The organism is Micromonospora sp. II, from assembly GCF_001709195.1.
GTDB lineage: Bacteria > Actinomycetota > Actinomycetes > Mycobacteriales > Micromonosporaceae > Micromonospora > Micromonospora chalcea.
Genome location: NZ_LYXF01000035.1, coordinates 150433 through 170006, shown reverse-complemented (window position 1 = coordinate 170006; position 19574 = coordinate 150433). Strand labels below are relative to the sequence as shown.

17 protein-coding genes are annotated in these 19574 nt (G+C 74.1%); 7 read left to right on the top strand and 10 right to left on the bottom strand.

All coding sequences use genetic code 11. From position 1 onward, the window contains the following. Positions 1-11 precede the first annotated feature (11 nt). Genes A8711_RS18680 through A8711_RS18670 form a run of 3 tightly spaced genes read right to left on the bottom strand, consistent with a single transcriptional unit; the run spans position 12 to position 4878 of the window. Positions 12-1427, bottom strand: coding sequence for a ferric reductase-like transmembrane domain-containing protein (locus A8711_RS18680; protein ID WP_069088944.1), 1416 nt, complete (start codon positions 1425-1427; stop codon positions 12-14). Next, positions 1424-2797, bottom strand: coding sequence for a DUF1501 domain-containing protein (locus A8711_RS18675; protein ID WP_223201459.1), 1374 nt, complete (start codon positions 2795-2797; stop codon positions 1424-1426). The genes A8711_RS18680 and A8711_RS18675 overlap by 4 nt, the downstream gene beginning before the upstream one ends. A gap of 14 nt (positions 2798-2811) precedes the next feature. After that, a complete protein-coding gene (locus tag A8711_RS18670; protein ID WP_069088943.1) occupies positions 2812-4878 on the bottom strand; it encodes a DUF1800 domain-containing protein in 2067 nt (688 codons plus the stop codon). A gap of 446 nt (positions 4879-5324) precedes the next feature. Here A8711_RS18670 and A8711_RS18665 point away from each other — a divergent pair, with 446 nt between their 5' ends. Continuing rightward, complete coding sequence (locus A8711_RS18665; protein ID WP_043329246.1) at positions 5325-5582, top strand: DUF3040 domain-containing protein; 258 nt, start codon at positions 5325-5327, stop codon at positions 5580-5582. A 51-nt stretch (positions 5583-5633) separates the two neighbouring features. Here A8711_RS18665 and A8711_RS18660 read toward each other — a convergent pair whose 3' ends face one another. Then, on the bottom strand, positions 5634-6578 hold the full coding sequence (locus tag A8711_RS18660) for an SWIM zinc finger family protein (protein WP_069088942.1): 945 nt from the start codon (positions 6576-6578) through the stop codon (positions 5634-5636). Continuing rightward, a complete protein-coding gene (locus A8711_RS18655; RefSeq protein ID WP_069088941.1) occupies positions 6575-9916 on the bottom strand; it encodes a DEAD/DEAH box helicase in 3342 nt (1113 codons plus the stop codon). Before A8711_RS18655 ends, A8711_RS18660 begins: the two co-directional genes overlap by 4 nt. A gap of 83 nt (positions 9917-9999) precedes the next feature. Between A8711_RS18655 and A8711_RS18650 the strand changes: the two genes are divergently transcribed. Beyond that, positions 10000-10860: a carbohydrate kinase family protein gene (locus A8711_RS18650; RefSeq protein ID WP_069088940.1), complete on the top strand. Its 861-nt coding sequence runs from the start codon at positions 10000-10002 to the stop codon at positions 10858-10860. A 4-nt stretch (positions 10861-10864) separates the two neighbouring features. Here the strand turns inward: A8711_RS18650 and A8711_RS18645 are convergent, their stop codons facing one another. After that, complete coding sequence (locus tag A8711_RS18645; RefSeq protein ID WP_069088939.1) at positions 10865-11386, bottom strand: DinB family protein; 522 nt, start codon at positions 11384-11386, stop codon at positions 10865-10867. Between the two features lie 85 nt (positions 11387-11471). Here A8711_RS18645 and A8711_RS18640 point away from each other — a divergent pair, with 85 nt between their 5' ends. Next, the gene (locus tag A8711_RS18640; RefSeq protein WP_064448256.1) at positions 11472-11678 is read left to right on the top strand and encodes a hypothetical protein; all 207 of its coding nucleotides are present in this window, start codon (positions 11472-11474) and stop codon (positions 11676-11678) included. Between the two features lie 9 nt (positions 11679-11687). Here the strand turns inward: A8711_RS18640 and A8711_RS18635 are convergent, their stop codons facing one another. Together A8711_RS18635 and A8711_RS18630 are read right to left on the bottom strand one after the other, a co-directional pair. After that, positions 11688-12833: a polysaccharide pyruvyl transferase family protein gene (locus tag A8711_RS18635; protein WP_064448255.1), complete on the bottom strand. Its 1146-nt coding sequence runs from the start codon at positions 12831-12833 to the stop codon at positions 11688-11690. 74 nt (positions 12834-12907) lie between these two features. Continuing rightward, a complete protein-coding gene (locus A8711_RS18630) occupies positions 12908-13486 on the bottom strand; it encodes a TetR/AcrR family transcriptional regulator (protein ID WP_069088938.1) in 579 nt (192 codons plus the stop codon). Between the two features lie 92 nt (positions 13487-13578). Here A8711_RS18630 and A8711_RS18625 point away from each other — a divergent pair, with 92 nt between their 5' ends. Next, positions 13579-14154, top strand: a complete 576-nt coding sequence (locus tag A8711_RS18625) for a dihydrofolate reductase family protein (RefSeq protein ID WP_069088937.1) — start codon at positions 13579-13581, stop codon at positions 14152-14154. Between the two features lie 41 nt (positions 14155-14195). Then, positions 14196-15128, top strand: a complete 933-nt coding sequence (locus A8711_RS18620) for a phosphotransferase (protein ID WP_069088936.1) — start codon at positions 14196-14198, stop codon at positions 15126-15128. Between the two features lie 91 nt (positions 15129-15219). On the opposite strand, the gene A8711_RS18615 is transcribed toward A8711_RS18620, so the two are convergent. Together A8711_RS18615 and A8711_RS18610 are read right to left on the bottom strand one after the other, a co-directional pair. Continuing rightward, complete coding sequence (locus A8711_RS18615; RefSeq protein WP_069088935.1) at positions 15220-16446, bottom strand: ROK family transcriptional regulator; 1227 nt, start codon at positions 16444-16446, stop codon at positions 15220-15222. A 184-nt stretch (positions 16447-16630) separates the two neighbouring features. Beyond that, the gene (locus A8711_RS18610; RefSeq protein ID WP_069088934.1) at positions 16631-17482 is read right to left on the bottom strand and encodes a universal stress protein; all 852 of its coding nucleotides are present in this window, start codon (positions 17480-17482) and stop codon (positions 16631-16633) included. A 131-nt stretch (positions 17483-17613) separates the two neighbouring features. On the opposite strand from A8711_RS18610, the gene A8711_RS18605 reads away from it, so the two are divergent. Then, positions 17614-18072 (top strand): MarR family winged helix-turn-helix transcriptional regulator, encoded by a 459-nt coding sequence (locus A8711_RS18605; RefSeq protein ID WP_069088933.1) that lies wholly within the window; start codon positions 17614-17616, stop codon positions 18070-18072. A 74-nt stretch (positions 18073-18146) separates the two neighbouring features. Continuing rightward, on the top strand, positions 18147-19574 hold the full coding sequence (locus A8711_RS18600) for an MFS transporter (RefSeq protein WP_069088932.1): 1428 nt from the start codon (positions 18147-18149) through the stop codon (positions 19572-19574).

The window sequence follows — 19574 nt, the reverse complement described above, 5'->3', positions numbered from 1 at the left end:
TGGTGCCTTTCCTACAGCTCGAACGCGGTCAGGTGGATCTGGCGGCGGGGCACGCCGGCCGCGCGCAGCGCGGCGACCGCCTCGTCGACCAGGCCGCCCGGGCCGCACAGGTAGACGTCGCGCCGGGTCAGGTCGGGCACCAGACGGCGCAGCCCCTCCGGGTTCATCACCTGGCGGGGGCCGGGGTCGTCACGGCGGCCGACGACGTACCAGACGGAGGTCTGCCGGGCCTGCGCGAGCCAGTCCAGCTCCTGGTGCAGCAGCACGTCGGCCGGGGTGCTCGCGCGGTAGATCAGCGCCGCGCCGGGCGGCAGCTCCTCCAGCATGGCCCGCAGCGGGGCGATGCCGCTGCCGCCGGCGATGAGCAGCGTCCGCTCCCGGGTGCGGTGCGCGGCCGTGAACGTGCCGGAGGGGCCCTGCGCCCAGACCCGGGTACCGGGCGTCAGGTCGCGCAGCTCGGCGGTGTACCCGCCGACGACCTTCACCGTGATCCGCAGCCACCTGTCGTTGCCGGCGGCGGAGACGGAGAACGGGTGCGACTGCCACCAGCAGCCGGGGTTGAGGAACCGCCAGCGGAAGAACTGCCCGCCGAGCAGGTCGATCTGGTTGAGCCGCTGCCCGGTCAGGTAGACCGACACGGTGTCCTGGCTCTCCGCCACGACGTCGGCGACGCGCAGCCGGTGCCGCAGGTTGAACGCCAGCGGCGCGAGCACCCGGCCCCACACCAGCGCGGCCACCACCAGCACGTATCCGGCGATCCAGCCGGTACGCACCAGGCCCGGCTGGTGCAGCTGCGCGCCGTTGCTGAACTGGTGCGCGTAGCCGAGCAGCAGCGTGAGGTAGCTGGCCGCGTGCAGCAGGTGCCACAGCTCGTACGGCAGGCGGCGGCGCACCGCGCGTACCGCGGTGACCGCGACGGTGACCAGCACGCCGGCCGCGGCGAACGCGGTGATCATGTCCTCGTAGTCGGTCAGCAGCACGCCGACCTCGGCGAGCACCGAGTTGCGCTCCTGCCGGGAGTAGCCGACCACCAGCAGCGACATGTGCGTGAGCACCGCCACCAGCAGCGTCGCGCCGAGGTCCCGGTGCAGCCGGGAGATCCGCTCGCCGCCGAGCGCGCGTTCCAGCACGCCGAGCCGGCTCATCATCAGCACCTGGACCAGCAGCAGGTAGCCGGCGATCATGCCGGTGATCCGGCCGCCCGCGGTGAGCAGGTCGGCGGTGTCGGTGAGCGACCCGGCCGGGGTGTCCAGCCACCACGGCACCACCGCGGCGACCAGACCGAGCCAGAAGAGCGCGGCGAGCGTCCGCCGGGCGCCGGGTCCGCGGCGCGGACGAGCCGGGGGTACGGGAGCAGCCGGACGGCCGCCGTACGGGGCGGAGTGCCCGGTACGACGGCCGGCGGCGCGGGTTTCCTGGTACGTCACGCGTAGATCTTGACCGGGGTGAACTTCTGCCGGGGGAAGATCTTGTCCACCTCGGCGTTTGTCAGGCCGAAGCGGCCCTGCGCGACCGATCCGTAGACGTTGAACATGTTGTTGTACTCCGGCACGTCGCCGCTGTCCAACTTGTCCAGCCCGTTCCAGGTGCCGAGCAGCGAGCTGGCCAGCTTGCGGCCGGACAGCACGGTGACCACGCCGCCGTGGCCGTGGTCGGTGCCGCCGCCGTTCGAGGCGACCCGGCGGCCGAACTCGCTGGACACCATGATCGTCACGTCCGCCGCCTGGTCGCCCAGGTCGGTGAAGAACGCGGCCATCGCGGCGGCCAGCTCGTTGAGCCGCCGCCAGAGCTGGCCGCCCTCGCGGGTGCCCTGGTTCTCGTGGGTGTCGTAGCCGCCCATGCCGACGGTGGCCACCCGCACGTTCGCGCCGCCCTTGATGAGCTGGGCGAGCTGCTTGAACGAGTTGCCGACGCCCCGGTACTCGACGCCCTCGGCGGCGGCGTACGGCTTGGCAGCCAGCTTCTGGGCGGTGGCGAGCGCGCCCATGCCCTCGATGACCGCCTCCTCCACCGGGTGGTTGATGCCGGTGAACAGGCCGCGGATCGCCTTCTCGGTGGCCGCCCGGAACTTGTCGTCGCCGTTGAGCCGCAGGTCGCCGACGCTGTTGAGGGAGATCGCGCCGTTCACGCCGACGAGCGAGCGCGGCAGCGTGCTGCCGATGCCGACGCTGCGGAACGCGGTGCCCTTGCCGAGCGCGTCTACCAGGCTGTCCAGCCAGCCCCGGCCGCCGGTCTCGCCGGGCAGGCCGCCCAGGTTGCAGGCGTCGGCGGCCTGGAAGTGGCTGCGGGACAGCCGCGGGTCGGACGCGGCCGGCACGAAGCCGAGCTGACCGGCCTTGAGCCACTTCTCCAGCGGCGCGAACGCGCTGGTCAGCTTGAAGCCGCGGGCCAGCGCCAGCGAGTCCTCGCCGAGCAGCAGGTCCGGGCGGGCCTTGGTGAGCACCGGGTCGCTCGCCGGGGCGACCAGGCTCAGCCCGTCCAGCCCGCCGTAGAGGAAGACGTGGATCAGCGTGCCGGTCTTGGTCGCGGCGAACGACGCCGACGTGGTGACGAACTGGGCCGTCGCCAGCGCGGTCGCGGTGGCCGCGGCGCCCGCGACGAAGGTACGGCGGGTGACGCCCCGGCCGTCCTGCTGCGCCTCCTCGATCTCCTCCAGCCGGCGGTACCGGTCGGCCTCGGCCGCGCTCTCGGCCGCGACGATGTCCGCCTCCGCGCGCAGCAGCGCCTCGGCCGGGTTGTCGGCCAGCCGCCGCAGGTCGGGGCATTCGGGGTGCAGGGGGTACGGGTTCACGGTCATCTCCATCGAATGCCTCACCGGAGGTGGTGCTGGGGGGACGCGAGGATCGTCCGCGCGACAGCGGCGATGGCCCCGTTGAAGGTGGCGTCGACCTTGGCGCTCTCGGCGACCCCGGCCACGGCGAGCACGAGCTTCTTCTCCTTGGCGCTGAGCTTCTGGTGCACCAGCCGCTGGGCCAGCGCGTCCACGTACGCCCCGGCGGTGGTCGGCGGCTTCGCCACCAGCTTCTCCGGCTTGGCGAACGTGAACTGCTTGCGGTAGCCGGCGATCAGGTCGCCCGCCTCGTTCCAGCCGTCGATCATCGTGCCGGCCGAGGTCCAGGCCAGGTAGACGTCGGCGTAGCCGTCCGGGGTGGGCTTGCCCATCGGGTACTGGCCGAGTTCGCGCATCTTGTCCTGGATCTGCCGCAGGCCCTGCGCGAACGGGGTCCGCCGATTGTCGCCGGAGTAGCCGGGGGCCGCGTCCGGCGAGACGCCGAGCGCCCGGTACGTGGCGACCAGGTACTCCATCGGGCGGCGTACCTTCTGGCCGACCGCGGCCCAGAACTCCGAGGAGCTGAACAGCGTCGCCAGCACCGGGCGGATCTGCCCCTTGTTCGTGGTGTACGCCTTGGCGAGCCGGTCCACCACGGACTTCGGCGGGGTGTCGGAGACGAACCGGGTGGCGAGGTTCTGCGCCACGTACCGGGCGGTCGACGGGTGCGTCGCGATGTAGCGGATGTACGAGTCGATGACCTTGTCGGCGGCCACCGGATCGTCGGAGTTGTTGGCGTGGCTGAACCCGAGGATCTTCACCTTGCCGAGGTAGTGCCGCTCGGCGAAGAACTTGTACTTGCCGTCGGCGACACCGCGTCCGGTCTGCAGCAGCGCGGCCTGGCGTACGTCCTTCTCGGTGTAGCCACCGTCGACGCCGACGGAGTACAGCTCCAGGTTCTCCCGGGCCAGGTTCTCGTTGACCGCGTCCTTGCGCGAGTCGACCTGGTTCAGGTAGAGCAGCAGCGCCGGGTGCTTGTTCGCGGCGACGAGCATCTCCGGGTAGCTGCCGAGCGCGTGCTTGCGGATGACGTCCCGGTCGAACGCGTTGCGGTAGTTCTCCCCGCCGTCGAAGTCGGCGGCGACGTGCAGGAAGTCGTTCCAGAAGTCGACCATCACCTCGAACAGCTGCCGGTCCGACCAGATCTGCCGGGCGATGGTGGCGTCCACCGTCTCCCGGGCCGGGTCGACGCCCTTCTCGTTGAGCTGCTCGCGCTGGTCGCGCAGCTGCGTCGGGCTGAGCTTGAGTGACTGCAGCTCGGCCAGCTTCAGCTCCGCCTTGGTCGGGGCGATCTTCTCCGGTTCGAGCTGCTGGCGCAGCCAGTCGTCGATGCCGAGCCGCTTGATGTCGGCGAGCATCTTCGGGGTCGCGCCGAACGTGGTGCGGGTGGCGAGGTGCCGGATCGGATCCTTGGCGAGCACCGTCTTCACAGTCACCTTGGTCGCCTCGGCAGCGGCGGCCGGGCTGCCGTAGAGCCGGCCGCCGGTGGGCGCGTTGCGCTTGAGCGCCTCGCCCGCCCGGGAGCCCATGTAGCTCTCGTTCTGCTCGGTGTAGGTCCGCACGGTGCTGGGCTGCTGGCCGCTCGGCCGCGCCGCGTTGCCGTCGGTGGTGACGGTGCCGGTGGCGTCACCGGCCGCTGCGTCACCGGTGAACAGTCCGCGTACCTGCGGAGACAGCGCGAAGGCGGCGCCACCGGCGACCACCGCGGCCCCACCGAGGGTGGCCAGCGCGCGGCGGCGACCCCGGTTCGGCGGCTCGTCGCCGTCGTCGTCCAGCGTGGGCAGTCCCGGGCCGGGCGGCGGGCCGTACCCGCCGGCGGGCTGGGCGTAGCCGCCCTGCTGGGGGAAGCCGCCCTGCGGCGGGTAGCCACCGGCGGCGGGGGCGAAGCCGTCCGGTCCGACCCACTGCGGGCCCGGCGCGGCGCCGGGGTGAGCGCCGGCGTACGGCGCGGCGTGCGGGTCGCGGTACCCGTCCGGATGGGGGTGCTGGTATCCGTCCCAGCCGCGGTCGTCCCGGGGTCGACGCGGTGGCACGTTCAGGTCGGCCATGTACCTATCCCGTTTTCTTCGAGTGCCGGCACGCCTGCCACCCGGGGGGTCGGGTGGCGCAGGGGCGGCGACGGTTGCCGGAGAAGTTGCCTACGGGAAAGTAGCCAGGCCGTCCCGGCCGCTCAAGGCACGCCGGACGCGCCCGTGAGCGCACTTAAGACGGTGCTCAGGCCCGCCGCGGAGGACCCGGCGGGGCGGCGAGTGCGCGGCGACGTCCGGAGCAGGGCCGATCCGGTCACGCACCGCCCGAACGCGAGGTTTCGCAGCCCGGCGACGCCGCCGGGGGCGTTCACCGCCTCACCGAAACTTAAGGTACGGATAAGCCTGCGCTGAGAACCTCGTTCCGCCTGTCCGGTCCGGCGAAACAGCAGCAGCGGCGGCGCGTGACCGCCCTCCGATCCGGGTATGCCGCCGAACCGCTGAAGCCGTGAGGGGAAGGCACCGCCATGCTCAGCCAAGAGGATCAGCGCAGGTTCGAACAGATCACCCGCCGTCTGCGGGAGAGCGACCCTCGGTTCTTCGCCCGGTTGGACAGCCGGATAAAGGGACGCCGGGGCCGGTACATGATGCTGCTGACGATCGTGCTGTGGGCCTCGCTACCGGCGATGACAGTACTGGTCGGACGGCTGGCCGGGGCGATCTGCGCGGTGGTGCTGGTCGCCAACGCCGCCGTGATGTGGCGTTTCCGCCGCCGATTGCTGTAGGCGTAAGGAAGGGCCCCTTCTTAACGCCTCCGGTAGAGGAAGGGCCCCTTCTTAACGCGCGCCTTCGGCGCGACCGAACTCCGTGGGCGACGCGCCCTCGGCGCTGCCGAACTCCCGGTACGCCCGGCGCAGCCGCTCGGCCAGGCCAGGCCCGCCGATCGCGGCACCGGGCGACCCGAGCTGGCGCAGCAGCAGCTCCGGGCCGGTGGCGAGCGTGGGCGGCCGGTCCGGCAGCGCCACCGGCGCCAGCCAGAACCGGTCCAGCTCCTCGTCCGGCTCGACCGCCGGCACCCCGGCCAGGGCCCGCGCCGCGCCGACGACCGGCACACCCGTCGTCGCCGCCGGGTCCGGCCCGGCGCCCGGGACCGATGCCGCGCCCGCGCCGAGCACACCGCCGTCCGCCACGGCGCCGCGCAGCGTACGCAGCCGGTCGAGCAGTTCGGTGCGGGACCGGCCACGCCAGTGCAGCAGGTGGAACGGGTCGGCGTCGAACGCCTCGGCGAGCAGGTAGAACGTGGCCGCCAGGTGTTTGCACGGCACCGCGAAGTCGGGGCAGCCGCAGCTCTGGTCCAGCTCGTCGATCTCGGCCGGGAACAGCGGCGCGCCCGCCTCGGCGAACAGCTCCTCCAGTTCGGCCGGCAGGTCGCCGGCGAGCAGCCGGGCGCTGAAGAACGCCTGCCCGGCCAGCTCCGACTCCAGCCGCCGCCACACCTTCTCCGGGTACGCGGCCAGCCCGATCCGCACCGGGTAGGGGCGCGGCCGGGAGCCCTGCACCTCGGCGGTGACCTTGCCGGGCGACACGTCCAGCCGGAGCACCTGCCCCCGGCGCGCGTACGCCCGGCCGCGGGTGAGCCGGGAGCCGAGCGCGAACGACTCCAGCACCTCCACGAACCGCCGGGACCACCAGGACTGCCCGATCGCGCCTCTGGTGCTGCGCGCCCGCAGGCCACCCTCGACCCGCAGCGGCGGCCGGTAGTCGTCAAAGCGGGGGCTCACTCGACCACCGCCCCGGACTCCAACGTGAACAGGTCCCGCAGCGTGTCGGTGGACAGCTCGGTGATCCACTGCTCGCCGCTGCCCACCACGGACCGGGCCAGGCTGCGCTTGTCCGCGATCATCGCGGCCACCTTCTCCTCGACGGTGCCGGCGCAGACGAACTTGCGTACCTGCACGCGGCGGCGCTGTCCGATGCGGAACGCCCGGTCGGTGGCCTGGTCCTCGACGGCCGGGTTCCACCACCGGTCCACGTGCACCACGTGGTTGGCGGCGGTCAGCGTGAGACCGGTGCCGCCGGCCTTGAGCGACAGCACGAACAGCGGCGGCCCCTGCGGCGACTGGAAGCGGGTCACCATGGCGTCCCGGTCGGCCTTGCCGACGCCGCCGTGCAGCAGCAGCACCTCCCGGCCGGTACGCGCCGACAGGTGCCCGCGCAGCATGCCGCCGAACTCGGCGTACTGGGTGAACAGCAGCGCCTTCTCCTCCGCGGCGAGCACCTCGTCGACGATCTCGTCGAGGCGTTCCAGCTTGCCGGAGCGGCCGTCCAGCGCGGAGCCGTCGTGCAGCAGCTGGGCGGGGTGGTTGCAGACCTGCTTGAGGCGGGTCATGGTGGCCAGCACCAGCCCGCGTCGTTCGATGCCGTCGCTGGACTCGATCTTCGCCATCATGTCGTCGACCACGGCCTGGTAGAGCGCGGCCTGCTCGGCGGTGAGGTTGCAGACCACCTCCATCTCCAGCTTCTCCGGCAGGTCGGTGATGATCGTCGGGTCGGTCTTGAGGCGGCGCAGCACGAACGGGCCGGTGATCCGGCGCAGCCGCTCGGCGACCTCGGCGTCGCCGTGCCGCTCGATCGGTTCGGCGAAGCGCTTGCGGAACGTCGCGGCCGGGCCGAGCAGCCCCGGATTCGCGAACTGCATGATCGACCAGAGGTCGGCGAGCCGGTTCTCCACCGGCGTACCGGTGACCGCGACCCGGTGCCGCGCGGGCAGTGACCGGACCGCCTCGGCCTGCCGGGTGGCGGCGTTCTTGATCGCCTGCGCCTCGTCCACCACCACCCGGTGCCAGTCGACGCCGGCCAGCTCGAACGCGTCCCGGGCAGCCACCGAGTACGTGGTGAGCACCAGGTCCGCCTCGCCCACCGCGGTGGCGAAGCCCTCGCCCCGGGCGCGCTCGGCGCCGTGGTGCACGTGTACGCGCAGGCCGGGCGCGAACTTCGCCGCCTCCCGCTGCCAGTTGCCGACGAGCGACATCGGGCAGACCAGCAGCGTGGGCCCGGCCTCCGGCGGGTCACCGGCGAGCAGCGCGAGCAGTTGGACGGTCTTGCCCAGCCCCATGTCGTCGGCGAGGATGCCGCCGAGCCCGAGCGACTGGAGGAACGCCAGCCAGGCCAGCCCGCGCCGCTGGTACGGCCGCAGCCTCCCGGTGAAACCCGGCGGCGGGTCGGCCGGGGTGAGCCGCCGTTCCGCCTCACCGGCGAGCAGCTCGCCGAGCGCGCCGTCGGCGACCACGTCCAGCACCGGCAGCTCACCGGCACTGTCGTCACCGGACAGTCCCATCCGCAGCAGGTCGGCCACCGTCAGCTCGCCGGAGGAGCGCAGCAGCTTCAGCCCGGCCTCCAGCCGCTGCGGGTCCAGCTCGACCCACCGGCCGCGCAGCCGGACCAGCGGCGACTTCAGGTCGGCCAGCGACGCCAGTTCCTCGGCGGTCAGCGGCTGGTCGCCGAGCGCCAGCTCCCAGCGGTAGTCGACGAGTGCGTCCAGCCCCAGCTTCCCGGCGGTGGTGGCCACCGCTCCCGGCGCGCTCCGGCTGCGCGCCCGCAGCCGCGCGCCGAGCCGGGACGAGGAACGCCGCCACCACGACGGCAGCAGCACCCCGAACCCGGCCGCGTGCAGCACCGGCGCGCCCTCACGCAGGAACCGGTGCGCGCCGTCGGCGTCCAGTTCCATGCCTTCCGGCGCGGCGGTACGCAACGCGGCGTCCACCTCGGGCCACAGCCGGCTGGCCCGGCCCAGCTCGGCCAGGAGCGTCTCCTGCGGCTCCACGCCCCGGGCGGCCAGCGCCGGCGCGGGCCGCTGCCAGATGTGCGCGGCGTCCACCACGAGCCCCGGCTCGTCGGCCGGGTGCAGGCCGAACTCGACCCGCCAGACGGCGTCCTCGACCAGCTCGGCGACCGGGTCGACGTCCGGCTCGACCAGGCGGAACGTGGCCCGTACCGCGCCGCCCGCGGCGTCGCGCTGCCAGGCGTCCAGTTCGTCGCGCAGCGTCGCCAGCGCGTCCGGCTCGGCGGGGAACGCGCGCTCCGGGCCGGTCAGCGCGGCCAGCCAGCGCGGCACCGCGCCGACCGGGCGCATTCCCCGGTGCAGCCGGGTGTCGGCCAGCGCCACCCGGGCGGCGGCGTCGGCCAGCGCGTCCAGCGCCTCGGCGACCAGCTCACCGGCTCCGATGTCGCCGGATCGCCCGGCCCACGCGCCGCCCGCCGGTTCGCCCGCCCGGCTGCTGTCCCGGACGGACCCGCTCGGCGAGCGCCCGCCCGGCATGGGCCCGGCGGCGTCCGTCCGCACATCCGCCGACGCCGGGGCGGCGGCCCCGCCAGGGCCTTCGCCCGCACCGACCGACGCCGCTGCCGGGCCCCACGGCTCGGGCCGCCATTCCCGGGCGGCGCGGGCCGCCGGTGGCAACGCCGTCGCCAGGTCGCGCGCCCAGCCCGCGTCGGTGCCGGTGAGCAGCGGCCGCCAGAGCGCCCACCCGGTCGCCACGTCGTCCGCCCCGACGGCCCGCAACCGCCGCCCGGCCCTCGCGCCGGAGGCCGCCGGTGACCGCCGCGCCGAGGCACGCCGGCCGGTCGCGGCCGGCCCGCCGTCGGGTCCACCACCACCGGGGTACGCGTCGAGCGCGACCGGCAGCAGCCGGCCGCGTGCGACCAGGTCGGTGGCGAAGTCGGCCAGCTCGCACAGGTGACGCAGGCTCGCCCCGACCGGGCCCGGCGTCGGCGCGCGCAGCAGCTCGTACGCGGCGTCCGGGGCGTACCCCAGGGCCGGGACCCGCCATCCGGCGCGGGTGACCGGGCCGCGGACCGGTTCCCCGACGGTGGCCCGGATCAGTTCCGGCGAGTCCACCGGCGAGCCGGCGCGGGTCGGCAGGTCCAGCAGGACGGAGACCGGCTCGCCCGGCATGCCGTCGAGCGCGGCGGCGAGCGTGGCGTGGTCGGCGGCGAACGGGTGCGGGCGCTCGCGCGGGACGCGGCCGGGCCGGCGGGGCCCGCGCGCCGGGCGCGTGCTGTCCTCGGCCCACAGGGCGAGCCCGCTACCGGGCAGCCACAGCCCGTGGATGACCAGCACTGCTCCCCCTCGCCGACGCCGGGGCCGGAAGACGGCGCCCGGGGAGTCAGGATAGGCCGCCGGGCGTCGCTATCGTCGGCGCCATGGTCGACCTTCTCGTGCTCGGCGGGCTCGGTGTGGACGTCCGCGTCCAGGTGCCCGCGCTGCCGCCGCCCGTCGCCGACTCGCTGCTGGTGCCGCCGATCGACATGCGGATCGGCAACACCGGCGCCGGGGTGGCGCTGGCCGCGCACGCGCTCGGCCTGCGGGTGGCGCTCGTCGACGTGCTGGGCGCCGACCCGGCAGGTGACGTGGTGCGGGCGGCGCTGGCGCGTACCTCGGTGCGGACCACGCTCGCGGACGCGCCGGCCGGCACCCGCCGCTCGGTGAACCTGGTCGACCCGGCCGGGCGGCGGATGTCGCTGCACGACCCGCGCCCGTGGTCGGGGCCGGCGCCGTTCGCCGACGCGGAGCTGGCCGCGCTCGTGGCCGAGGCGACCCACGTCCACCTGTCGATCATGGATTGGGCCCGGGACTCGCTGCCGGTGCTGCGCGCCGCCACGTCGGTCTCCACCGACCTGCACGACTGGGACGGCGAGAACGACTACCACCGTCCGTTCGCCCGGATCGCGGACCTGGTCTTCGTCAGCGACACCCGGCTCGGCGAGCGGGCCGCGAAGGAGGCGGCCGAGCTGGCGCCGCGCACGGTGCTGGTCACCGGCGGCGCGGCCGGCGCGACGCTGCACACCCCCGGCGCGCCGCCCGCACACGTGCCCGCCGCCACCCCGCCGGGGCCGGTGGTGGACACCAACGGCGCCGGGGACGCGTTCGCGGCCGGGGTGATCGCCGCCCGGCTGCGCGGCGCGGACGTGCTCGACGCGGCCCGGTACGCCGCCCGGGTGGCCGCCGCGGCCTGTACGCACGACGGGATGGAGTATCCGGACGGGCTGCTCCCCCGGGCCTGAGGCGTCAGATCGCGCCGGTCTCGCCGTCGGTCAGCTCGCGCAGGATGTCCGCGTGCCCGGCATGCCGGGCGGTCTCCTCGATCAGGTGCACCAGCACCCAGCGCAGCGACACCTCGCCGAGTTGCGGGTGCGGCACCACGTGGTCGAGGTCGAACCGCGCGGCGACCCGCCGGGATTCGTCGCAGGCCGCCTCGTACGCGGCGGCGAGCGTCTCGACCGTGTCGCCGGGGCGCAGCGCGAAGCTGGCGTCGGCGTCGGCCTGGGAGGTGAGGTAGACGTCGCCCGGCTCCGGGGCGAACAGGCGGCGGAACCAGTTCCCCTCGACCACCGTCAGGTGCTTGAGCAGCCCGGCCAGGGTGGTCAGCGAGGGCACCAGACGCCGGCCGGCGTCGGCGTCGGTCAGGCCGCGAACCTTGCGCAGCACGGTGCTCCGGTGGAAGTCGAGGAACGCGTCGAGGATCGCCCGTTCGCCGCCCGTACGGGCGAGGACCGGACCGAGAGTCGGATCGATCGTCGGGTGCGCCATCCCCGGACCCTAGTACGCACGGTGCCCGGTTCGCTGCCCCGCGTGATCCCCTGCGCGGGCGGGCCGGCCGGGGCAGGATGGGCGCATGGCTTCCACGGTGCAGATCCCCCTGGTGGGCGGCGCGGCCGACGGCGAGACCGTCACCGTCGAGCTGGACAGCAACGGCCGTCCCCCGCTGACCCACCACCACCTCGGGTCCAACGGGCTCGCGGAGGCACAGATCTACGAGCTGGAGTCGGACGCCCAGCCGGGCCGGGAGTGGGTCTACGCCTGGCGTGGCCCGGCGGTCTGACGACCCGGCTCACACCGCCGGGGTCAGTGACCGGGCCCGGATGCTGTCCAGCACGCTGCGGGTCACCTGCGAGGTGCCGCGCGCCTGCTCGCAGACCTCCGCCACCCGGCGCGCGGTCTCGTCGGCCCGCGCCGCCCGCTCGTCCCACAGCCGGTCCACCTCGGCCAGCAGCGGGCCCTCGACCTCTCGTTCCACGCCGCGCAGCGCCGGCACGCCGAGCCGCTGGGCCAGGTCGAAGACCTTTCCGGCGTACGGCAGCGGCAGGAACGGTGTGCCCATCATGGCCGCGAAGATCAGGAAGTGCAGGCGCATGCCGACCGCGAGGTCGAAGTGGCGCATCAACCCGAGGATCTGCGCCGGACGGTAGTCGCCGTGCAGGATCCGGCCCCGGTCGGCGGCGGTCATGTGCGACAGCACGCCGTGCGAGTGCCGGATGTCGTCGCGTTCCATCGGCACGAACAGCACGTGCGCGTCGATCCGGTGCACCAGGAAGTCACCGATCTGGGCGAGCAGGCGGTGGTAGCCGTCCACGTCGAGCCGTTCGGCCGCCCGGCCCGGCTCGCGCACGCTCAGCCCGACCAGCCGGGAGTTGGCCGGCACGCCCTCCTCACGCAGCCACTGCTCGGGGAACTCCTCCGGTTCCAGCAGGAACGCCGGGTCGGCGGTGACGGTGATGGGATTGATCAGACCGGCCTCCTCCAGCACCATCCGCGACTCCTGGTCCCGGACGGTCACCTCGACCGCCTGCGCGAGCGTCTCGCGCACCATGCCGCTGTCGAGCGTGTCGCTGAGCGGGCCGACACCCACCGCGTACGTGAGCAGCGGCAGCCCGCGTTCCTGGGCGACCCGGACCACCCGCAGGTAGCGCCGGGCCTCCTTGTCGTAGAGGATCCCGCCGCCGCCGAGGATGAGCAGGTCGAGCTGGTTGAGCACCGGGGACGAGTCGACGCGGCTGACGCCCTCCCACGGCACCGCCTCGACCTCGGGGTGGGCCAGCGCGGTGTGCGCGGGGTTGCGGGAGAAGACGATGATCCGGGCGTTCGGCTCGTGTCGGCGCAGATCGTCCAGGAGACCCGTGAGGATCGCCTCGTCGCCGAGGTTGCGACCGCCGTAGGAGCCGAGCACGCCGATGGTCAGTCCGGTGCGTTCCCTCATCCGTTGCTCCTTCCCAGGGGTGTCCGCGCCAGCGTTCCCGCTGGCCGCCCCGGGTTAACGCACGGCGAGGAGACTCAACGGGTGGCGTCGCCGACCAGACGGGAGACGAGGTCGGAGACCACCTGATCGGTGTCGAACCCGGCGTCGATCGAGGTGGTGAGCAGGTCGAGCAGGAGCCCGTCGACGGCGTAGTGCAGCAGCGCCACCTCGTACGCCCCGCCCGGTAGTCCGGCGGCGAGGTGGTGGGCGACGTCGTCGGCGTACCCCCGGCGCAGCACGCCGCCGAGCGCGGACCGCAACTCGGGGCGGCGGGCGGCCTCCAGCCGCAGTTCGAACAGCGCCCGGGTGAGGCCCGGCTCGCGGGTGGTGCGCGCGACGATGTCGCGCAGGTAGTCGGTCATCAGCGCGAGCGACGGCTCGCGGCGGCCGAGGTCGGCCAGCACGGCCGGGTCGGGTGCGATCCGGTCGAAGATCCGTTCGGCCAGGCCGGCCAGCAGCGCCGCGCGGGACGGGAAGTAGTTCGAGGTGGTGCCGGTGGGCACGCCCGCCTCGGCGTCGACCGCCCGGTGGGTCAGCCCGCGCGCGCCGGCGTCGGCGAGCACCCGCAGACCGGCGTCGGCGAGCAGGGTACGGCGTTCCGGGTTCCTGGCCACGCGAACACACTAGCAACAACCACGACAGGTGTTGTAGATTCGCCACTGAACCACGACAGCCGTCGTGGATCATCTTGAACATCGGAGCCGGTTTGCGCAAGCTCGTGTATTTCGTCGCCAGCACCCTCGACGGCTTCATCGCCGCGCCCGACGGGTCGTTCGACTTCCTCCCGCTGACGCCCGACCTGGCGCCCCACCTGGTGGCCGAGTGGCCCCAGACGCTGCCCACGTTCGCCCACGCCCAGCTCGGCATCGACTCCCCGCCCGCCGGCCGCTTCGACACCGTGCTGATGGGCCGGGGCAGCTACGAGCCCGGCCTGAAGATCGGCGTGACAAGCCCGTACGCCCACCTGAAGCAGTACGTGTTCAGCCGCTCCCTGCCCCCTGCCGACTACCCGGACGTGAACGTCGTCGCCGGTGACCCGGTGGCCTTCGTCCGCGAGCTGAAGACGCAACCCGGGCGCGACATCTGGCTCTGCGGCGGCGGGCAGCTCGCCGGTCAGCTCCTCGACGAGATCGACGAGCTGGTGGTCAAGCTCAACCCGGTGGTCGTCGGCAGCGGCATCAAGCTCGTCGACAGCGGCTTCGATCCGCGCCGGCTCACGCTCACCTCGGCGCGCCCGTTCGACGCCGGCGTGGTCGTCCTGCACTACACGCGCAACGAGTAACCCGGTTGCCCCGGACGGCGGGCGGCACGCACCGTGGAACGGTGACGAAGACTCGGCTGCACTGGCACGAACTGCCCGGGCACGTACGCGACGGCATCGAGGGCGTCCTCGGCGACCGGGTGGTGGCGGCGCACTCGCAGCCGGGCGGCTTCTCCCCCGGCACCGCCGACCGCGTCCGTACCGCAGGCGGTGGCCGGGCCTTCGTCAAGGCGGTCAGCCCGGCGCAGAACGACCGCAGTCCCCACCTGCACCGCGCCGAGGCCCGGATCGCCGCCGCCCTGCCCCCGGACGCGCCCGCGCCCCGGCTGCTCGGCAGCTACGACGACGGCCACTGGATCGCGCTCGTCTTCACCGACGTCGAGGGCCGGCACCCGGCTACCCCGTGGCGTACCGGTGAGCTGGCCGCCGTGCTGTCCACGCTGGAGGCGATGGCGGCGACGCTCACCCCGGCGCCCGCCGCCGCCGGAACCACCACCGCCGCCGAACACCTCGCGTACGACTTCGGCGGCTGGCGGCGCCTCGCCGCCGACCCGCCGGCCGACCTCGACCCGTGGGCCCGGTCCCACCTGCCCGAGCTGTGCGCCGCCGCCGACCGGGGCCTGGCCGCGCTCGCCGGCGACACGCTCTGCCACGTCGACGTCCGCGCCGACAACCTGCTGCTCGGCCCGGACGGATCGGTCACCGTGGTCGACTGGCCGTGGGCCTGTCGCGGGCCGGCCTGGCTGGACACCCTGTTCACCGTCGTCAACGTCCAGGTGTACGGCGGACACGACCCGGACGCGCTGCTCGCCGCCCAGCCGCTGACCGCCGATGTGGACCCGGCCGACCTGACCGGCGTGCTGGCCGGCCTCACCGGCTTCTTGCTGGACGGCGCCCGCCAGCCACCCCCACCCGGCATCCCCACGGTCCGAGCGTTCCAGCGCCAACAGGGCGAGGCTCTCCTCCCTTGGCTGACCCACCGCCTGACCTCCTGACCGCCCCGCGCGGAGTGCCGCCGTCGATCTTGGAGTTGTGGCGCCTCACGAGGCTCACCAAAGCGACATCCCAGGCGCCACAACTCCAAGATCAGCGAAGCGCCGAGGCGCGGGTGAGGGTGCCGAGTGGGTCGGCGAACAACGGGGTGAAGCCCCGTTCGGCGGCGCCGATCAAGGTGGCGTCGTAGCCGAGCGCGGACACCCGCAGGCGGGCCTTGTCGCGGGAGATGGGCAGCACGTTGGCGGCGATCCGGCTGCGGACGTGGTCGGCGCAGACCGGAAAGACCTCGCTGAGCGTGCCCCCGAAGATCACCACGCCGGGGTTGAACAGATTGATCACGTTCGCCACGCCGATGCCCAGCCAGTCACCGATGTGCCGCAGCGCGTCCCGGGCGGCCGGCTCGCCCCGCGACGCGGCGGCCACCACGGCCCGTACCGCCTCGCGCCCCTTCTCCCCCGCCGGGCGGCCGGCGGCGTCGAGCAGCGCCCGCTCACCGACCTCGGCCTCCAGGCACCCGCGCGAGCCGCAGCCGCAGGGCCTCCCCTGGTACGGGTTCACGAGCATGTGCCCGACCTCGGAGGCGTACCCGCCGTCGCCGTCGAGCAGCTCACCGCCGACGATGATCCCGCCGCCGACGCCCACGTCACCGTGCAGGTAGACGACGTTCTGCACGCCGACTCCGGCGCCCCGCTGGTGCTCCGCCAGCGCGCCCAGGTGCGCCTCGTTGCCGACCAGGACCGGCAGCCCCAGGTCCAGCCGCCCGGCCAGCTCGGCGCCGAACGCCTGGTCGACCCAGCCCATGTCCGGTCCGAAGCGGACCATGCCGTCGCCGGGCCGGATCATCCCGCAGTACGACGCGCCGACGCCCACGCACACCGATCCGGGCGGCGCGGCGTGGTGCAGCGCCCGCCCGAAGTCGGCGAGCACCGAGACCACCGAGTCGAGGTCGGCCCCGGCCCGTGGGCGTTCCGCCTCCAGGCGGGCCGACATCACGCCGCCGAGCCCGACGCGGGCGGCCACGAGCCGGTCCACGGCGATGTCGAAGGCGAGCACGTAGAAGGTGTCCGAGGCCGGGCGGACCACAAGCGAGGGTCGCCCCGCCCGTCCGCTGCCGCCGGCCGTCACCTCCCGGACCAGACCGGCCGACGCCAGTTCCGCGGTGAGCGCCATGACCGTGCTGCGGTTGACGCCCATCCACTCGGCCAGCTCGACGCGCGTCACCGGGCCGGTCAGGTGGACGCGCCGGAGCAACGCGCCGAGGTTGGCTCTGCGGCCGTCCCCCTGCGCATGCCGGTCCGCGACCAGGCCCTTCCGCATCGACCACTCCGTCAGACGGCGACTTGGCTTGTGACCCGAGAATAGTTGCCGCGCATCGACGGGTGCCAGCGCCCGCCTCCGGGGACGGCTGCCTCAACCATGGCGGGCCCGACCGGCGCGCCGCGGGCAGCGGTGACGAAGCGGGTGCCTCCCCCGGCCGGGGAGGCACCCGTGCGCCGCCGGGTTACTCCGCTTCGCGGACCGGGCTCTGCGGCACCACCATCACCGGCCGGTGGGCACGGTGCAGGGTGGCCATGGCGACGCTGCCGAGCAGGATCTTGCGCATCGCCGTCCGTCCGCGCGAGCCGACCACCACCGCGCTCGCCTTGTGCTCGGTGGCGACTGCGGAGAGCGCCTCGGCCACCGCGCGTCCCTGGGCGCCGCGCCCGGCGCTGACCCGCACGACGGTGACCGAACCGCCGGCCGTGTCCGGGGTGGGCGTCTCCCCCTCGTCGCCGTCGACGGCGACCAGGACGACGTCCCGCTCGGGGAAGAGACGCCGGGTGGAGTCGAGCGCCGCCTCGGCCCCGGTGGACGCGTCCCAGCCGACCACCACCGGGCCGGCGGCGAGCGCGTCGTGCTCGTCGGTGAGCAGCGGGTGCGGCACCACCAGGACGGGCCGCGGGCTGTAGTGCACGGCCATGTCCGAGACGCTGCCGAGCACGGCCCGGGCGCCGCCCAGACCGCGCGAGCCGAGCAGCAGCACGTCGGTCTGCTTCTCGTCGGCCAGCTCGGCGAGCCGGAGCCCCTCACCGCCGTAGCTGCGGCACACGAGCGGCTCGGCGTCCCAGCCGGCCGCGCGGGCCAGCATCACGCCGACGGAGGTGAGCCGGTCGGCCTCCCGGCCGCCCTCGCGCTCGATCGCCTCCACGAACGCGTTGATGTTGCGCTTGCCGGTCCAGAGCCGCTTGCGCAGTTCCTCGCTGGCGAACGGAGGCGTCCACAGATGCCCGATCCACGCGTGCGCGCCGGGGAACAGCAACGCGCCCGCCTCGATGGCGGCGCTCGCGGCCGGAGACCCGTCGTAACCCACCATCACTTGCCTGCCGTGCACGTCGCTCACCGCACCGAACCTCTCCTGCCGACGACATCTCACAAGATCGTATCCGCGGTCCGACCGGGTCCGCGCCGGATCATCCGCCACGGACCCATCGGTACGCTGGGCGGATGAGCACCCCGGACCTGTCGTACCTGCTCGACCACACCAGTCATGTGCTGCGCACCCGGGTGGCGGCGGCCCTGGCCGAGATCGGGCTGACCGCGCGGATGCACTGCGTGCTCGCGCACGCGCTGCCCGAGGAGCGTACGCAGATCCAGCTCGCCGAGATGGGCGACATGGACAAGACGACGATGGTGGTGACGGTGGACGCGCTGGAGCAGGCCGGGCTGGCGGTGCGGCGTCCGTCGCGTACCGACCGGCGGGCCCGGATCATCGCGGTCACCGAGGAGGGCGCCCGGGTGGCCGCGCGCAGCCAGGAGATCGTCGACCGGGTGCACGCCGAGGCGCTGGCGAGCCTGCCGGAGGACGAGCGGGCGGTCTTCCTGCGCGCGCTGGAGCGCCTGGCCGCCGGCCATTTGGCCACGCCGGTGCAGAGCCCGAAGCCGGCCCGCCGAGCCCGCCAATAGTCCCTCAATAGATTGTCTGCAACGGGACTATCCGTTACGGTCTCTCCTGTCGCACCTCTCGACAGGAGGACTCCATGTCCGCTCCCCGCTCGCGTCGGGTCGCGCTCGGCGTGCTCGCCACCAGCGCCCTGATGACCATCCTCGACGGCAGCATCGTCACCGTGGCGATGCCGGCCATCCAGCGCGACCTGCGCTTCTCCCCGGCCGGCCTGAGCTGGGTGGTGAACGCGTACCTGATCGCGTTCGGCAGCCTGCTCCTGCTCGCCGGCCGCCTGGGCGACCTGGTCGGACGCCGGGCGATGTTCCTCGGCGGCACCGCGCTGTTCACCGCCGCCTCGGTGCTGGCCGGGGTGGCGGCGAACAGCGCCACGCTCGTCGCGGCCCGCTTCCTCCAGGGTGTCGGCAGCGCGGCGGCGGTCGCGGTGAGCCTCGGCATCCTGGTCACGCTCTTTCCCGACGCCGCCGAGCGGGGCCGGGCGATCGCCGTGTTCGCCTTCACCGGCGCGGCCGGGGCGGCCATCGGCCAGGTCGCCGGCGGCCTGCTCACCGACGCGCTGGGCTGGCACTGGATCTTCCTGATCAACCTGCCGATCGGCCTGGCCACGATCGCGCTCGCGGTCCGTACGCTGCCCGCCGACCGGGGCCTGGGCCTGGAGGCCGGGGCCGACGTGGCGGGCGCGCTGCTGGTCACCGCCGGACTGGTGCTCGGCATCTACACGGTGGTCACGATCGAGCGGTACGGGGCGACGTCGGCGCGCACGCTCGGCCTCGGCGCGCTCGCCGTCGCGCTGGTCGCCGGGTTCGTCGTCCGGCAGGCGACCGCACGCCGCCCGCTCATGCCGCTGCGGATCCTGCGCTCGCGCGGCGTGGCGGTGGCGAACGTGGTCCAGATCCTCACCGTGGCGTCGACGTTCGCGTTCCAGGTGCTCGTCACGCTCTACCTCCAGCAGGTGCTCGGCTACGACGCCACAGGCACCGGGCTGGCCCTGCTCCCGGCGGCAGTCGTCATCGGCGCGGTGTCGCTGGGCGTCTCCGCCCGGCTCAACGCCCGGTTCGGCGAGCGGGCGGTGCTGCTGGCCGGGCTCGTCCTGCTCGTCGCCATGTTCGCGTGGCTGGCCCGCATACCGGTGGACGGCCGCTACCTGCCCGACGTGCTCCCGGTGATGCTGCTCGCCGGCGGGTTCGGGCTGGTGCTGCCGGCGCTGACCGCGCTCGGCATGTCCGCCGCCCGCCCCGACGACGCCGGTCTCGCCTCCGGGCTGTTCAACACCACCCAGCAGCTCGGCATGGCGTTCGGCGTAGCGGTGCTGTCCACGCTGGCCGCCGCCCGTACCGCGGACCGCCTCGCGCTCGGCGACGACCGGGCCACCGCGCTGACCAGCGGGTTCCACCTGGCGTTCGCGATCGGCGCGGGGCTGCTCGTGGTCGCCGTCGGGCTCGCGTACGCGCTGCTGCGCCCGCGCACGACGGCGGGCGCGGACACCCCGGCGCTGGTGGGCTGA

Excerpts from the sequence above, each read along its gene's own strand:
- A8711_RS18615 (WP_069088935.1), bottom strand. The coding sequence starts at position 16,446 with ATGCGGAAGGGCCTGGTCGCGGACCGGCATGCGCAGGGGGACGGCCGC.
- A8711_RS18610 (WP_069088934.1), bottom strand. The coding sequence starts at position 17,482 with ATGGTGGGTTACGACGGGTCTCCGGCCGCGAGCGCCGCCATCGAGGCG.
- A8711_RS18665 (WP_043329246.1), top strand. The coding sequence starts at position 5,325 with ATGCTCAGCCAAGAGGATCAGCGCAGGTTCGAACAGATCACCCGCCGT.
- A8711_RS18635 (WP_064448255.1), bottom strand. The coding sequence starts at position 12,833 with ATGAGGGAACGCACCGGACTGACCATCGGCGTGCTCGGCTCCTACGGC.
- A8711_RS18640 (WP_064448256.1), top strand. The coding sequence starts at position 11,472 with ATGGCTTCCACGGTGCAGATCCCCCTGGTGGGCGGCGCGGCCGACGGC.
- A8711_RS18675 (WP_223201459.1), bottom strand. The coding sequence starts at position 2,797 with ATGACCGTGAACCCGTACCCCCTGCACCCCGAATGCCCCGACCTGCGG.
- A8711_RS18645 (WP_069088939.1), bottom strand. The coding sequence starts at position 11,386 with ATGGCGCACCCGACGATCGATCCGACTCTCGGTCCGGTCCTCGCCCGT.
- A8711_RS18650 (WP_069088940.1), top strand. The coding sequence starts at position 10,000 with ATGGTCGACCTTCTCGTGCTCGGCGGGCTCGGTGTGGACGTCCGCGTC.
- A8711_RS18670 (WP_069088943.1), bottom strand. The coding sequence starts at position 4,878 with ATGGCCGACCTGAACGTGCCACCGCGTCGACCCCGGGACGACCGCGGC.
- A8711_RS18605 (WP_069088933.1), top strand. The coding sequence starts at position 17,614 with ATGAGCACCCCGGACCTGTCGTACCTGCTCGACCACACCAGTCATGTG.
- A8711_RS18600 (WP_069088932.1), top strand. The coding sequence starts at position 18,147 with ATGTCCGCTCCCCGCTCGCGTCGGGTCGCGCTCGGCGTGCTCGCCACC.